The 13970-nt window shown below is 53.2% G+C and carries 13 protein-coding genes, 6 tRNA genes and 1 rRNA gene; 6 read left to right on the top strand and 14 right to left on the bottom strand.

All coding sequences use genetic code 11. From position 1 onward, the window contains the following. Positions 1–25 precede the first annotated feature (25 nt). From BLV48_RS06045 to BLV48_RS06025, 5 genes are read right to left on the bottom strand one after another with little or no spacing between them, the layout of a single operon-like run. Positions 26–475 carry a YiiD C-terminal domain-containing protein gene (locus BLV48_RS06045; RefSeq protein WP_091824616.1) on the bottom strand — a complete coding sequence of 150 codons (450 nt, stop codon included), beginning with the start codon at positions 473–475 and terminating at the stop codon, positions 26–28. Beyond that, entirely contained in the window at positions 475–1032 is a 558-nt protein-coding gene (locus tag BLV48_RS06040) for an NAD(P)H nitroreductase (protein WP_091824613.1), read from the bottom strand. The genes BLV48_RS06045 and BLV48_RS06040 overlap by 1 nt, the downstream gene beginning before the upstream one ends. A gap of 12 nt (positions 1033–1044) precedes the next feature. Next, positions 1045–1869, bottom strand: coding sequence for an NADPH-dependent 7-cyano-7-deazaguanine reductase QueF (gene queF, locus BLV48_RS06035; protein ID WP_091824610.1), 825 nt, complete (start codon positions 1867–1869; stop codon positions 1045–1047). Further along, positions 1866–2639, bottom strand: coding sequence for an ABC transporter permease (locus BLV48_RS06030; RefSeq protein ID WP_091824608.1), 774 nt, complete (start codon positions 2637–2639; stop codon positions 1866–1868). Before BLV48_RS06030 ends, queF begins: the two co-directional genes overlap by 4 nt. Next, complete coding sequence (locus BLV48_RS06025) at positions 2636–3568, bottom strand: ABC transporter ATP-binding protein (protein WP_091824605.1); 933 nt, start codon at positions 3566–3568, stop codon at positions 2636–2638. Before BLV48_RS06025 ends, BLV48_RS06030 begins: the two co-directional genes overlap by 4 nt. 134 nt (positions 3569–3702) lie before the next feature. Between BLV48_RS06025 and BLV48_RS06020 the strand changes: the two genes are divergently transcribed. Then, positions 3703–4110: a PA2817 family protein gene (locus BLV48_RS06020; RefSeq protein WP_091824602.1), complete on the top strand. Its 408-nt coding sequence runs from the start codon at positions 3703–3705 to the stop codon at positions 4108–4110. A gap of 167 nt (positions 4111–4277) precedes the next feature. Here the strand turns inward: BLV48_RS06020 and BLV48_RS06015 are convergent. The 6 genes from BLV48_RS06015 to BLV48_RS05990 form a co-directional block, all read right to left on the bottom strand. Beyond that, positions 4278–4353: transfer RNA gene (locus BLV48_RS06015), tRNA-Gly, on the bottom strand. Positions 4354–4396: 43 nt separating this feature from the next. Then, positions 4397–4472, bottom strand: a tRNA-Glu gene (locus tag BLV48_RS06010). Positions 4473–4490: 18 nt separating this feature from the next. Then, positions 4491–4566, bottom strand: a tRNA-Gly gene (locus BLV48_RS06005). Between the two features lie 31 nt (positions 4567–4597). Beyond that, positions 4598–4673 (bottom strand) — tRNA-Glu (locus tag BLV48_RS06000). Positions 4674–4733: 60 nt separating this feature from the next. Further along, positions 4734–6869: a putative bifunctional diguanylate cyclase/phosphodiesterase gene (locus BLV48_RS05995; protein ID WP_091824599.1), complete on the bottom strand. Its 2136-nt coding sequence runs from the start codon at positions 6867–6869 to the stop codon at positions 4734–4736. Between the two features lie 94 nt (positions 6870–6963). Next, positions 6964–7740: a hypothetical protein gene (locus tag BLV48_RS05990; protein ID WP_091824596.1), complete on the bottom strand. Its 777-nt coding sequence runs from the start codon at positions 7738–7740 to the stop codon at positions 6964–6966. A gap of 129 nt (positions 7741–7869) precedes the next feature. Between BLV48_RS05990 and BLV48_RS05985 the strand changes: the two genes are divergently transcribed. Continuing rightward, positions 7870–7945: transfer RNA gene (locus BLV48_RS05985), tRNA-Glu, on the top strand. Positions 7946–7952: 7 nt separating this feature from the next. Beyond that, a tRNA-Gly gene (locus tag BLV48_RS05980) sits at positions 7953–8028 on the top strand. Positions 8029–8047: 19 nt separating this feature from the next. Here the strand turns inward: BLV48_RS05980 and BLV48_RS05975 are convergent. Continuing rightward, the gene (locus tag BLV48_RS05975) at positions 8048–10861 is read right to left on the bottom strand and encodes a putative bifunctional diguanylate cyclase/phosphodiesterase (protein ID WP_091824593.1); all 2814 of its coding nucleotides are present in this window, start codon (positions 10859–10861) and stop codon (positions 8048–8050) included. Between the two features lie 87 nt (positions 10862–10948). After that, positions 10949–11542 (bottom strand): FMN-dependent NADH-azoreductase, encoded by a 594-nt coding sequence (locus tag BLV48_RS05970; protein ID WP_091824591.1) that lies wholly within the window; start codon positions 11540–11542, stop codon positions 10949–10951. Between the two features lie 115 nt (positions 11543–11657). On the opposite strand from BLV48_RS05970, the gene BLV48_RS05965 reads away from it, so the two are divergent. The 3 genes from BLV48_RS05965 to galU are packed head-to-tail and all read left to right on the top strand — an operon-like array spanning position 11658 to position 13622. Further along, the gene (locus BLV48_RS05965) at positions 11658–12557 is read left to right on the top strand and encodes a LysR family transcriptional regulator (protein WP_091824588.1); all 900 of its coding nucleotides are present in this window, start codon (positions 11658–11660) and stop codon (positions 12555–12557) included. 23 nt (positions 12558–12580) lie between these two features. Further along, positions 12581–12727, top strand: coding sequence for an oxidoreductase-like domain-containing protein (locus tag BLV48_RS05960; protein WP_091824585.1), 147 nt, complete (start codon positions 12581–12583; stop codon positions 12725–12727). Then, a complete protein-coding gene (gene galU / locus BLV48_RS05955; protein ID WP_091824582.1) occupies positions 12717–13622 on the top strand; it encodes a UTP--glucose-1-phosphate uridylyltransferase GalU in 906 nt (301 codons plus the stop codon). Before BLV48_RS05960 ends, galU begins: the two co-directional genes overlap by 11 nt. A gap of 150 nt (positions 13623–13772) precedes the next feature. Here the strand turns inward: galU and rrf are convergent. Beyond that, positions 13773–13888, bottom strand: a 5S ribosomal RNA gene (gene rrf, locus BLV48_RS05950). Between the last annotated feature and the right edge of the window lie 82 nt (positions 13889–13970).

The following is a 13970-nucleotide window of genomic DNA, read 5'->3' as shown; positions in this document are numbered from 1 at the left end:
CCTCCGTCTAAAACAGGAACAGGCCTCAGCGCTTTATCGCGACATAGAGTCCTTCCAGACGCATGCAGACCTGACCATTGCAGATGACCTCTACCACCAACGCCAGCTTACCCTTGCCCCGCTCCACTACACGCTCGGCCAAGGCATCAGAAGCGGCGGTGTCGATCAGCTCAACTTGTGTCACAAAATCCGCCGTAACCGGCTTGAGGTATTGGAGATGGCTGTCAGCGATCACCACGTCACACTCCAGCCCGCGCTCCCTGAGACACAGGGTCGTCAGGCACCACCCCGCTACAGTGGCGATCGCCGCCTGAGAACCGCCAAAACCGGTTCCCTTGTCGTTTACATTGGGTGCCAGCGGCGTGGGGATCGTCAGCGTTTGACCATCCCATGTCAGCCGTGAAATACCCAAGTGTTCCAGCAGTGGAATCTGGGTCTTGAGCCAACCAAGGAATTCAACCGTATCGGTTTTCATCAGCCCTCCCAGCGAGTCACGAACTCGGCAAGATCCAGCATCGGAGCCTCGCGCTCGCGACAGCGCTGGCCCAGATAGATAAAGCCAACCACCTGCTCATGTTCGGCCAGCTCCAGCCCTGATCGCACATGCGAGTTATGGGTCATTTCACCGGTGCGCCACATCGCCCCAAGGCCCTGCGCGAAAGCCGCTTGGGTGATGGCATGAGCCGCACATCCTGCCGAGATTAACTGTTCGTCCAACGGGACTTTGGGATGCTCTCGAGTGACAGCAACTACCGTGATGATCATTGGCGCCCGCAGCGGCATTTGCAGGCATTTGTCATGCCTTGCCTGCGGCAACTCCGGATCAGCCTTCAAAGCGGCACGGGCAAACAGCTCACCCATGCGTACCAGACCTTCGCCTTCCGTAATAATAAAGCGCCAGGGGCGCAGCGCTCCATGATCCGGCGCTCTCAGAGCTGCACGCAACATCAGGTCAAGCTGTTCCGGCGTTGGAGCCGGGCCTTCCAGGCGGGGGCATGAGGTACGGTTGATCAGGGCGTCGAGTGCATCCATGAGACTATCCTTTTACTGGCGTGACAGGCGCAGGTTCTGCGGCTCGTCGTTGATACTGGAGCGGTAGGGGTTGATATCCAGACCACCGCGACGGACATAGCGCGCATAGACACTGAGTTTCTGCGGTCGGCAGCGCTGCCAGATATCCATGAAGATATTTTCGACACACTGCTCGTGAAAGTCGCCGTGTTCACGATAGGAGATCAGATAGGCCAGCAGCCCTTTGTGATCGATCTGAGCCCCCTTGTAGCGGATCTGCACACTGGCCCAATCAGGCTGCCCGGTGACGGGGCAGTTGGACTTGAGCAAGTGACTGACCAGAGTTTCCTCGGTAACAGGACCTGAGGCGTTCAGCAACTCAGGGGCCGGCGAGTAGTGCTCGACCTGAAGTGGCAGATCATCCAGGCATCGCCCCTTGAGCTGGCTCACTTCAACAGCCTGAGTCAGCGGGATCAATTTGACCTGCACCGGCGCACCTGCAGCCGCCGACAGATCCGCCTGCATCCGCTCGCGCACCTCGCTTTCCTGTGCAAAGCGACTCAGGTTGAAAGAGTTCAGGTACAGTTTGAACGACTTGGATTCAATGATGCAGGGTGAGCTGGCCGGTATACGAAATTCAGCCAGCCGTACCACCGGCTTGCCGCCGGCGTCCAGCCAAGAAACCTCATAGGCATTCCATATATCCAGTCCGCGAAACGGCAGGCTACTGCGTTTGACGCCCTTGACCTCCCAGTTCAGGTCACGCCGAATCGGGTACAGCAACGAGGCGTCGTACTCATTGACGTAGACCGTATCCTGCCCCAGCGGGGATGCCTTTACCTGATCATGTTCGCTCATTCTCGAATCCCCTTGCCAGTATTCAGCAAATGAATGGCAACGCCTCCCAACACGACAATAAACCCAATAATCATGGCGAAGGCAAAACCGATATCGATGTCACTGACGCCCAAAATGCCATAACGGAAGCTGTTTACCATATACAGAATCGGGTTCAGCTGTGACACCCCCTGCCAGAATCCCGGCAACAGCTGGATGCTGTAGAATACGCCACCCAGATAGGTCAGCGGGGTCAGGATGAAGGTAGGCACGATCGCGATATCATCAAAGGTTTTGGCGTATACGGCATTGATGAAACCACCCAGCGAAAACAGAATCGCGGTCAGCAATACCACAGTAATAGTGATGAAGAGGTGGTTGATCTGCAACTTGGTGAAAAATAGTGACAGCAGGGTCACGATAAAGCCTACCATCAACCCTCGTGTGGCGCCGCCAATCACATAGCCGGCCAGGATAATCCAGTTGGGCACCGGCGAGACCAGCAGCTCCTCGATATTGCGCTGAAACTTGGTGCCGAAGAAAGAGGACACCACGTTACCGTAGGAGTTGGTGATAACTGACATCATGATCAGGCCCGGAACGATATACTCCATGTAATCGAAGCCACCCATGTCACCAATGCGAGAGCCGATCAGATTGCCGAAAATAATGAAATAGAGCGTCATGGTGATCGCTGGCGGCAGCAGGGTCTGAACCCAGATACGGGTAAAGCGACGGATCTCCTTGACGACGATAGTGACGAACGCGGTCCATAGCAGCCGGGAATTCATTTTGACTCCTGTTTCAAATTCTTGTCGACCAGCGACACAAACAGTTCTTCCAGCCGGTTGGCCTTGTTGCGCATGCTGCTCACTTCCAGCCCCTGCTCGGCCAAGTGGCTGAACAGCGCATTGAGCCCTGCCGCCTTTGGCACATCGACCTCAAGGGTATGTGCATCACGCGGCCGGATCACGTACCCATCAAGTTTGGGCAGCTCGGTAAAATCCTGGCGCAGATCCAGAATGAAGGTTTCCGTATCCAGCTTCTGCAGCAGTGCTTTCATACTGGTATTCTGGATGATGCTGCCATGATCGATGATGGCGATATTGCGACACAGGCTTTCAGCTTCTTCCAGATAGTGCGTCGTGAGGATAATAGTTGTCCCTGCGGCGTTTATTTCACTCAGGAAGTCCCACATGGAACGGCGCAGCTCGATATCGACCCCTGCAGTCGGCTCGTCCAGAATCAGCAACTTGGGTTCATGCACCAACGCACGGGCAATCATCAGGCGGCGCTTCATGCCACCGGACAGCATACGAGCACGCTCATCGCGCTTTTCCCAAAGACCAAGTTTGCCCAGGTAAATTTCAGCACGCTGCAACGCCTGCCTGCGCGGAATACCGTAATACCCAGCCTGAGTGACAACGATATCCACTACTTTTTCAAACGGGTTGAAGTTGAACTCCTGCGGTACAACCCCAAGGCACTGCTTGGCCTGCGCCAGCTGGGTATCAATATCGTAACCAAACACACTGACCTTGCCGGCAGTTTTGTTGACCAGCGAGGAAACGATCCCCAGCGTTGTTGATTTGCCGGCACCATTTGGGCCCAACAGGGCAAAGAAGTCTCCCTGCTGCACGTCCAGAGAGATCCCCTTGAGAGCCTCGAAGCCGTTACCGTATACCTTTCTTAAATCCTGTATCGAAAGCGCCGTTGTCATGCCTTGCCTTTGAATGGAGTGTAGATGTGGGTAGATGCGGCCGGGGATTGAAATTTCAACCGCCGCCCCCCATTGTACCCGTTTGCGCGGACATCCGATGCCCGCTCCCGTGACTGCAACAACCGGAGTACCCCGTGACCGATCGCCACAGTTTTCATCTGAACCTGCTCAAGATCGCCTATAACAACTTGATTCAGCAGCCAACCTTCAAGGACGCCGAGGCCAGCGAGGAGCTTGAGTTTCTGGACCAGTTTGCCGCAGTGGTGGATGATTTCGAACATCATCGCCCAGAAGCATACGAAGATGGCCAAACCCTGCTGGTCCGACTGGTACGTGGCTACCCACAATTCGTACCACTATTGGCACGTGACCTCTTCTGGCTGTTTGGCGGCGAGTGTCTGCACTTTATGAGCGACGAGGAGATCGAGCAGTTCCAGCAGCTTGATGAAACACAGGCTGAGCTTGAGGCCAGCAACAACCCTGTAGATTACCTGTCACTGCGACAGAGTATTCTTGGGGATGCATCAGACACCCGACACTGAAGACACTCTTGTACTTATGCCGGGCCATCCCCTCTGTGCGAGGCATGCCCGGCCTGAGGCTTTGCTTTACGGAACCAATGTACAGACCATGAAACGAAAAAAACCATGCAGCTTTCGCCGGATGGTTATCGTATTAAACGCTGTGTGCTGACAGTCTGTACTGAATTTGGAGCGGGAAACGAGACTCGAACTCGCGACCCCGACCTTGGCAAGGTCGTGCTCTACCAACTGAGCTATTCCCGCATGTTTCTTTCAGAGATCTTACTATAGCATCTCTGTCAGATAGTGGCGTCCCATAGGGGGTTCGAACCCCTGTTACCGCCGTGAAAGGGCGGTGTCCTAGGCCACTAGACGAATGGGACGCAGCCTGCAAAAACGTTTGGAGCGGGAAACGAGACTCGAACTCGCGACCCCGACCTTGGCAAGGTCGTGCTCTACCAACTGAGCTATTCCCGCTTTACTCTCAAAACTATCACTCACGAGTGAGTGGCATCCCGTAGGGGGTTCGAACCCCTGTTACCGCCGTGAAAGGGCGGTGTCCTGGACCACTAGACGAACGGGACACAGTCTTGAGCGCTTTCGCTTTCCTCATCGAGGAGGCGCATATATTACGTATGGGCCTTTTAGTGGTCAACCCCCTTTCGACAGTTTTTTTCTATACCGTCCATTAGCTGCCCCAGCCACTCCTCGGCAGGCGATGGCTTGTGAAGCAAATAGCCCTGCAACAGCTCACAGCCATGGGCGACAAGAAAGTCAGCCTGCGCAGACGTTTCAACACCTTCTGCTACAACTCTAAGTCTTAACTGGCGAGCGATCGAGATAATCGAAAGTACAATGGCCCGGTTATCTTCATCCTGCGGTAAACCATCCACAAAACTCTTATCGATCTTGAGCTCACTCAAGTGCAAACGCTTCAGATAGGCCAGATTGGAGTACCCTGTACCGAAGTCGTCCAATGAAAAGGCAAACCCCAGCTCCGCCAGCCGCGCCATGTTCCGCAACAAGTCCGGATGAGTATCGATAAACAGGCTTTCGGTGATTTCAAGCATCAACGCGTCAGGTGTTACAACGCTATCAGCCACCAGATCGACCAGTGCATCGATCAGCGCACTATCACGGAACAGATCCGAACTGAGATTGATTGACAGCGGAATTCGCAAGCCGGCAGCCTTGAGTTGCGCCGCAATCTCAAGCGCCTGCCTGAACACCGTCAATGTCAGAGGCTTGATGAGACCGGAAGCTTCCGCCACCGGTATAAACTCAGCGGGCGACACCGGAACGCCTTCCGGACCACGCAACCAGCGCACCAGGACCTCGGCCCCCCGAATATCGCCAGCGGGCCCGAACTGTGACTGTACAGCAAGGCTGAGCTCATCCCGCAGAATCGTGAGGCGAAGTGATTCTTCAAGCCTTACCCTGCGTTGAGCCGCCACGTTCAGCTCCGCCGTGAACGTGGCGTAGCCTCCCTTACCATCAGCCTTGGCCTTGTACAGAGCAAGATCGGCATTGCGCTGCAGGGTTACAAAGCTGCGACCATGTTGCGGAATTCTGGCAACACCAATGCTGCCGGCAAGCAGTAGTGTTTCACCATCAATATTGAGTGGTCTGGCCAACTGTTGGCTCAAGGCCTCCAATCTCCAGATCAGGTCAGACTCGGCATCTGTTGTTCGGCCGCACAAAAGCACGCCAAACTCATCACCCCCAAGGCGAGCGACCAATTCGCTCTCACTTAACAGCTGTTTTTGCAGACGAGAGCCGATTTTCTGCAGCACTCGATCGCCAAATCCATGACCATGCGCATCGTTGATCCGTTTGAAATCATCCAGATCTATCAGCAACAGTGCAGCTGACGGAGCAATGAGTGGAGCATGGAGCAATGCTTCGACCCTCTGCTGCAGCAGGCGACGGTTGGGCATCTGAGTCACGGGGTCGTGGTAGGCCAAATACTCCAGTTGAGACAGGGCCTCCTTTTCCGCCGTAATATCCTGCTCGACCGACAGGAAATGGCTGATGTTTCCTTCCATATTACGCACCGGTGAAACTACGGCGCGCTTGACCACGCGGTGTCCCTGTTTATGCCGATTAACGAACTCACCTCGCCAGGGCAAACCACTATCTAGACGGTCCCAGAAAGCCCTCTTTTCAACCTCACTTTTAGGTGCCCAGGCCCGGAAGCCGGGTGTTCGCCCCAAAACATCGTCACGACTGTAGCCGGAGTTGATCTCAAAGCCGTTATTAACGTAGGTAATATGCCCATTGTTGTCAGTAATAATGACGCTGGAAGGACTTTGGTCGATCGCCTGGCGAAACAGCAGCAGATCGGATTCAATGCGCTTGCGTGAGGTAATATCACTTTGGGTACTGACAAAGTGTGTGAGCTGCCCGCTGTCATCAAAAAGAGGCACTATGCTGATGCCGATCCAATACGCATCGCCACTGCTGGTATAATTCAGCAACTCTTCGCGCACCCTTTCACCGCGGCGCAAGGCATTGCCGATTCGATTCAGCGCTTCTCTACAGGTATCTTTTCCCTGAAACAGACGCGGGCTGGCGCCTATCAGCCGTTCACGGTCATAGCCCGTACGTTCAATAACGGCCTGATTGACATAGACAATACGCGGACCCGGGGGCGTCAGGTCCGCATCCGTCACCACCACAAGATCAGAAAGATGTTCAAGACTCGCCTGCATGATGCGCAACTGCTCATCAACGGAGGTGTTAAGGCTGGTCGTTTGTGGGGGCACAGATTCCCTCGGCATTGTAAACGGCACATTCTTGCTGGCAAGCGCCTTTTATATAAGCAATTTCTTAATTGCACGCGATTGTAGAGATTTATGACTGCTTCGTGAATACTTAACGCCGATAGTCTGTAATCGATTTAGGCTTGAACTTGTCTTCTTTTGCTGCCTCTTCGGCCCGCTTGCGCTCCTCTTCCGCTTCGCGCAGCAGACGTTCACGCTCAACAAGCGCCTGGAGTTTATCCATATGCGCACTTAGCTCATAGATCTGGCGATCCAATTGCTGGGTCTGATTGAGCCGTTGCAACTTGCCTGCTGCCGTACTATAGCGCGGCAAGGCTGGGGCCGGTCCTCTTTGCTGCTCGACTTCAAGCGCTTCCATAATCTCAACATCAATGCGTGTACGGGTATAGGCTTCCTTCACCTGATAGATGACATCCCGTGTTGTGGCCGGAGGCAGAAGCCCACCGTTCTGCAGCTCTGTCAAAAACTGGAACAGCTCCCGCAACAGAGCTGCAGTGCGTTGAGCATGATTACGATCAGTGTGCAACGTCATGGAACCGGGTGGATGTTCAACCACAGGTAAAGGTTGAGCGGCGAAGGCTTCCATCTCAGACAGTTTCTGTCGATTTTCAGATGTGTTTTCCAGCTCCATCACCTGCTTCCAGCGATTCTGCAGATATCTGACCAGCACATCGCGAATCTCACGGGTGATGTAATGCTCAGGCAAAGTGTGCAGCAGATGATCAGCCCGGCGAATCTGGTCTTTCAGCATAAGCAGGCGCATGCGACGTTCACGACGTTGATTTTCAACCGTCTGAATACTGAAGGCTATCATCGCCATCACCACCACTACAGCCACGATGATTAGGCCGGTTTCAGTCGGGCTCATCGGCACATGTCCATCCGAGTTAAACAGAAGACTTTGATTCTATAACAAAAAACGAAAGAAAACGCTTGACCGGAAAAATCTCTGTTATTAATATTCGCACCGCTGTCAGGCACAGTCTGATTGTACCGCGTCCCGTTCGTCTAGTGGTCCAGGACACCGCCCTTTCACGGCGGTAACAGGGGTTCGAACCCCCTACGGGATGCCATCCAAATGCGGGAATAGCTCAGTTGGTAGAGCACGACCTTGCCAAGGTCGGGGTCGCGAGTTCGAGTCTCGTTTCCCGCTCCAATTTCTAGTTCAAATTACGTCAAATTGCCTTTCTGTCTTCATATCGTTCAAAGATCTGAGGCAGACATTCAGCCGGCTGCGGTTTCGCGATGTAATACCCCTGCACTACATCGGCTCCCGATTCAGCCAGAATGTCGAGTTGCTCTTCCAGTTCAACACCCTCGGCAATCACTTCCATGTGCAGTCCCCTGGCCATCCAGATAATCGCCTGACACAGCGTTGCAGCGTCTTGATCCATATGAATATCTCGCACGAATTGGCGATCAATCTTGAGAATATCTACAGGAAAACGCTTCAGGTAACCCAGAGCCGAGAACCCCGTACCAAAGTCATCAATCGACAGGCGTACACCAAAGCTTCTCAATTGCTTCAATGTTTCAATAGTGCGGCCTTCTGCTTCAACATCGAGAAAAATAGACTCGGTAATTTCAAGCTCCAGGCTGCCTGGCGTCAGCTCATGAATAATCAACAGCTGTTTAACCTGCTGCACAAAATCGGGCTGCTGAATCTGTCGGGGAGAAATATTCACTGCGATATTCAGCTTCAGCCCCATCTGTCGTTGCCAACTGGCTGCCTGACGAATGGCCTCGGCCAGTACCCAGTGTCCGAGTGGCAAAATCTGACCGCTTTCTTCAGCCCTTGGAATAAATTCGTCCGGTGGAACCAGCCCGTAACCCGGACGGTGCCAGCGCACAAGTGCCTCAACACCTGTAATGCGGCGGGTTTTCAGATCAAGCAGTGGCTGATACCAAAGTACAAATTCGTTTCGCTCAAGCGCATCATGCAGCGCCTGCTCCATCTCAAGTGAGTGCCGTGCATGTTCATTCATCTCTTCCATGAAAAAACAGTAACCCGCTTCCTTGCGCATGCGCACTTGTTGCATTGCCGCATCAGCATGACGCAGCAGCATATCAGCGCGCAATCCATCGTCAGGGTACAGGGCAATACCGATACAGGCCGCCACACGGACCTCGGTATCACTAAGCTGAAAAGGGACATCAAACTGCTGTAACAGACAGCGCGTGAGATTTTCAACCGCCTGCATGCGAGTCACTTCTGGAACAACGACCACAAACTCGTCACTGCCAATCCGACCGAGGCTTTCCAGGGGCGAATGTACCTGCTGCAAGCGTTGAGCGGCCTGACAGAGTAGTGTATCTCCTGCCTGATGACCCTGGACTTCATTCACGCGACGGAATTGCAATAGATTGATGAACAGAACAGCAACCTGATGCTGCTGCGCCTCAGCCATTTCAATTGCCTGCTGCAAACGATCCTGGATCAATTCTCGATTTGGAAGATCCGTGAGTGCATCATAATTGCTGCGGTGAAACAGTTGCTCTTCGTAACTTTTACGCAGTGAAATATCTTCCTCAATGGCCAGATAGCGATCTGGCTGACCCTGCTCGTCACGCAACACTGAAATGGTAGCCGCCACCCAGAACTGCTCACCATTCTTGCGCTGGTTGAGCAGCTCGCCATGCCACTCGCCCTTACTGCTTAGTGAACTCCAGAGCTGACCAAAGGTGTCAGCATGGGTTGAAGAGGATTTAAGCAGACTAACCGGCCGCCCTTTCACATCAGCAGCGCTATAGCCTGTCACACGGCAAAAACCCGGATTAACATACTGAATAATGCCTTGGAGATCCGTGATGATAATACAGGCTGGACTTTGTTCCAGTGCAGCAGACAACTGCCGCAATTCACGACTACTGTCCCTTAGCGCTTCTTCACGCTCATTGAGCGCCGTCACCATGGTGTTGAATGACGATGCCAGGCGACCCAGGTCGCTTTTTTGATCAAATCCCTCAATACGTTGATAGTTGCCTTCTTTCAGGTTCTGTACTGCAAGCGACAGCTTGCCCAGCGGGCGTGTAATCACCCGACTTATGAACCAGCCACCCAACGGGGTAAACCCAACCAGAGCAAGCAGTAAAAGTACCAGCATCGACTGCCCAAGCGTCTCCAGCTCATGGCCCAAGCCTTTAACCGGTACCGCGAAAATCAATCGCGCTTCAATTCCTGGCTCAGCAAACGTAATAGCACCGTAGTATTCATCATCCGCCCCGACCCAGCCTTGCTGACTCCGTTCAAGTTGCTGTAAGCGTTGTAACGAGAGTCGTGACTCGAATCCTTGCCCTACACTGAGTTCTTCGGCCTGTAACAGCACCGGGTATTCAAGCCGGTGCGCAAGGTGGCCTACCGTATCATCGCTGAGTTTTACTCCACCTTGAAGCCTTGAACCACCCGGCACGTCCTGCCACCCCAACAGGTAGAGCTGGTCTCGCGTGCGAGCAATCACAGGCTCTGAATGACTGGGCAGGGACAGTCGCAACAAATCATACGGAAGGAAGTGGCTCTGGTAGGAGGGCTCATCATCTGAGGGTCGTATTCGGAAACCGGTGCGGCCAAGGGGCTTTGTATTGTAGGCATAAAGCCTGTCACCACCCTGACACCGACAGGCCATGGCCTGTAACTGACCTCGCTCATCATGGATGGCGAGATAGTCCAGACCTCGTGTCTCAAGCCGACGGAGCAGCCTCAATGCAAGTAACTCCAGTTCGGTTTCGAGTCTCTCGTTATTACCGGGTGAATCAGGTAAAGCAAGCTCTGACTGTCCTGCAAGCTGATCCAGCTGCTCCTCTACAGCCTGCCGGGCGGTATCCCAGCGTCCGGCCAGAAAATGACGCGCCTGTTCCAACTCATGGAGTGACTGCTGCTCCCTTGTATGCCCAAGCATCAGTGTGAATATCAGGCCAACAAACATCAATGCTCCGGCTAGTGACAGAAGCCAGAGCAACAGCAGTTTGTGGTGCAAGCGTGAAAAAAACACAGGTTGTTTCCTGCTTTTTGTATTTATTTTTCATGAGCTTGCCACAAGGCTCCTCAACAGCAAAGTTATGTTTTGTATAAAAACGTCTCACGACTGAAGTTCTGCACGTGCGGCGCTCAGAGACTCAGCCTGAGTAGGCTCCCCCATATTCAGGCCTTCTGCGTAAACGGTTCGTACATCCTTGAGGCCGAGAAAGCCCAGGAACTGTTTTACAAATGGAATCTGGAAGTCATATCCCCCATCCTTATACTGACCGCCTCTCGTTGCAATCAGTACCACCGGCTTGTCTTCAAGTAACCCGACAGACCCCTGATCCGTATACTTAAATGTCACACCACTACGAGCAAGCAGGTCGAACCAGGCCTTCATCTGCACTGGGATTCCAAAGTTGTACATTGGAACTCCGATCAGGATCTGATCGGCCGAGCGGACTTCTGCCAGCAAGCGATTTGCCAAATTCACGATGGATTGCTGTTTCGCTGTGCGACTTTCAGCTGAACTCACCAACGCCGACACCAACTCGGCATCAAGCAGAGGCAAAGGGTCTGAAATCAGATCACGCGTAACAACCTCAGCCTTGTCGTGGTTCAGATGCCACTGTGTAATGAAATCATTGGCCAATACGGACGACTGCCCGCTGTCACCAAAGATACTGCTGCGTATATGAAGAAGAGTCGCCATTGTTTAAGTTCAACCTCAATCGTTAATTCAGGCAACATTTTCATATCAACACGGTCTATATAAAACAGTAAAATCATGTTTGGTTTGAACAACAAAATAGATCGTTCGAGGGCGTATGCAGATATCACTGGAACAGTGGCAGGCCATGCTTGCAGTTGTGGATGCCGGAGGGTACGCCAAGGCAGCCGAACGTCTTGGCAAAAGCCAGTCGGCCATCAGTTATTCAGTTCAAAAACTGGAGTCAGGCCTTAATGTTCGCGTGTTTCGGCTGGAAGGGCGCCGGGCAGTCCTCACTGAAGCAGGAGAAGCCTTGTGTCATCATGCAAGGCGCCTGCTCGAACAGGCGGAGCAGGCTGAACAACTGGCTGAACAGTTTGGGATGGGCTATGAAGCACAAATTCATATCGCAATGGATACCATTTTCCCGAAGGAGTTAATGCTCGATACCCTCGCCAATTATGCTGCCACCCATCCACAGACGCGCATCACCTTGCTTGAAACGGTCCTCAGCGGCAGTGACGAAGCCGTGCTCAAGCGAGACGTAGACATGGCCATCAGCGGTCGACTCCCGCCAGGCTTTCTGGGTGAGCGTTTACTGCAGATTCGCTTTCTAGCATGTGCACATCCTGAACATCCCCTTCATCAACTTGACCGTCCACTGAGCCTGGAGGATTTGCGTCAACACCGCCAACTGGTCGTACGTGATTCTGGCAGTCGCAATGATGACGCAGGTTGGCTTGGGGCTGACCAGCGCTGGACTCTCAGTAATGTTTCCACGTCGATAATGGCGGCAACAAAAGGTATCGGATATGCATGGTACCCAATGACACATGCAGCCAGTGCGATTGAATCTGGACAGCTCAAGCCTCTTCAGCTTGAAGTCGGTGCCGAACGCTATGCTGACCTTTACCTGATCCTAACCGATGGTGAGCTGGCTAGACCCGGGGTGCAAAAACTCGCTGCCATGATTAAGGAAGCTGTTCGTGGAGCAAAACAGCATGACCAGTTAGAATGAAGGCCATTTTGATGGAGTCGATAATGAGCGACAAACCGACACCACCTGCAGATGGCGAGTGCTGCGAAAATGGCTGCGAGCCATGCGTGTGGGACACCTATTACGAAGAGTTGAGACTGTGGCAGGAAGAACAGTCACGACAACAGAAGGAATCCGAAAATGCTGAATAAAGTCATTATTCCAGTCGCCGGGCTTGGGACTCGAGTTTTGCCTGCCAGCAAAGCGATTCCAAAAGAGATGTTGCCTGTTGTCGATAAACCGGTCATTCAATATGTAGTCGAAGAAGCGGTTTCTGCAGGATTTACTCAGATCATTCTGGTCACACGTAGTGGCAAGGAATCGATCGAGGATCACTTTGATCGCAATGCGGAGCTGGAAGAGGCTCTGACTGCGAAAGGCAAGGAGGAACTGCTTCAGGCAGTGCGCAATACGCTCCCGACAGGTTCACAGCTCATATCAGTACGTCAGGATCAGGCCCTAGGCCTGGGACATGCGGTTCTCTGTGCGGCTCAACTGATTCATGACGAGGAAGACTTTGCGGTTATGCTACCAGACATGCTGATCGACACTAATGGTGAGTCCAGCGATCTAAAGCAAATGGTTGCACACTACTATGAGCACCAGTGCGGCCAGATCATGGTTGAGGCGGTACCGGAACATCAGGTGGAGCGATACGGAATCGTTGACTGTGGTGGTATGCCGCCTGCCATCGGTACAAGTTCAAAGCTGCATAATTTGGTTGAAAAACCTACACGGTCCGAAGCACCGTCCAACCTTGCCATAGTCGGTCGTTATATCCTGCCAGGCAAGATCATGCACCTGCTGCGTAAAACCACAGCCGGCGCAGGTGGAGAAATACAACTCACTGATGCAATCAAATCACTGGTGGAATCGGGAGACCTTCTTCACGCTTTTACCATGTCAGGTGATCTGTATGACTGCGGAAACAAATCGGGCCTGCTGCAGGCCAACCTGGCATTTGGGCTCAAGCACTCAGAAACAGCAGCCGACCTGAAGGCATACATAAATAAAATAGTGGGCGATGGCCTGTTATTGTCACAATAAATGCAAGGTAACAGCGACTGACAGGGAAGTCAGTGACAGGGCCCGCCGCAGGGAATGCGCCGGGCCCTTTCTTTTGTCTGGCGCCTGCCTGTGCTTCGCCCCAATGCAAAAACCCCGGCCTCAACGAGACCGGGGTTTCTGGTATTAAGTGCCTGGCGATGACCTACTCTCACATGGGGAAGCCCCACACTACCATCGGCGATGACGCGTTTCACTGCTGAGTTCGGTATGGGATCAGGTGGTTCCACGTCTCTATGGTCGCCAGGCGAAACTGGTACAAACCGGATCTGATTGAGCCTCGTGCTTATATGTCACGTTGCTCTGATTGTCTGTGTTGTTGCTACAAGC

Source organism: Marinobacterium iners DSM 11526 (assembly GCF_900107855.1).
In the GTDB taxonomy this organism is placed as follows: domain Bacteria; phylum Pseudomonadota; class Gammaproteobacteria; order Pseudomonadales; family Balneatricaceae; genus Marinobacterium; species Marinobacterium iners.
This window is presented reverse-complemented; position numbering and strand designations above follow the sequence as displayed.

What these genes read in the sequence shown, in the direction of transcription:
- BLV48_RS06045 (WP_091824616.1), bottom strand. Translation starts at nt 475, where the DNA reads ATGAAAACCGATACGGTTGAATTCCTTGGTTGGCTCAAGACCCAGATT.
- BLV48_RS06040 (WP_091824613.1), bottom strand. Translation starts at nt 1,032, where the DNA reads ATGGATGCACTCGACGCCCTGATCAACCGTACCTCATGCCCCCGCCTG.
- queF (WP_091824610.1), bottom strand. Translation starts at nt 1,869, where the DNA reads ATGAGCGAACATGATCAGGTAAAGGCATCCCCGCTGGGGCAGGATACG.
- BLV48_RS06030 (WP_091824608.1), bottom strand. Translation starts at nt 2,639, where the DNA reads ATGAATTCCCGGCTGCTATGGACCGCGTTCGTCACTATCGTCGTCAAG.
- BLV48_RS06025 (WP_091824605.1), bottom strand. Translation starts at nt 3,568, where the DNA reads ATGACAACGGCGCTTTCGATACAGGATTTAAGAAAGGTATACGGTAAC.
- BLV48_RS05995 (WP_091824599.1), bottom strand. Translation starts at nt 6,869, where the DNA reads ATGCCGAGGGAATCTGTGCCCCCACAAACGACCAGCCTTAACACCTCC.
- BLV48_RS05990 (WP_091824596.1), bottom strand. Translation starts at nt 7,740, where the DNA reads ATGAGCCCGACTGAAACCGGCCTAATCATCGTGGCTGTAGTGGTGGTG.
- BLV48_RS05970 (WP_091824591.1), bottom strand. Translation starts at nt 11,542, where the DNA reads ATGGCGACTCTTCTTCATATACGCAGCAGTATCTTTGGTGACAGCGGG.
- BLV48_RS05965 (WP_091824588.1), top strand. Translation starts at nt 11,658, where the DNA reads ATGCAGATATCACTGGAACAGTGGCAGGCCATGCTTGCAGTTGTGGAT.
- BLV48_RS05960 (WP_091824585.1), top strand. Translation starts at nt 12,581, where the DNA reads ATGAGCGACAAACCGACACCACCTGCAGATGGCGAGTGCTGCGAAAAT.
- galU (WP_091824582.1), top strand. Translation starts at nt 12,717, where the DNA reads ATGCTGAATAAAGTCATTATTCCAGTCGCCGGGCTTGGGACTCGAGTT.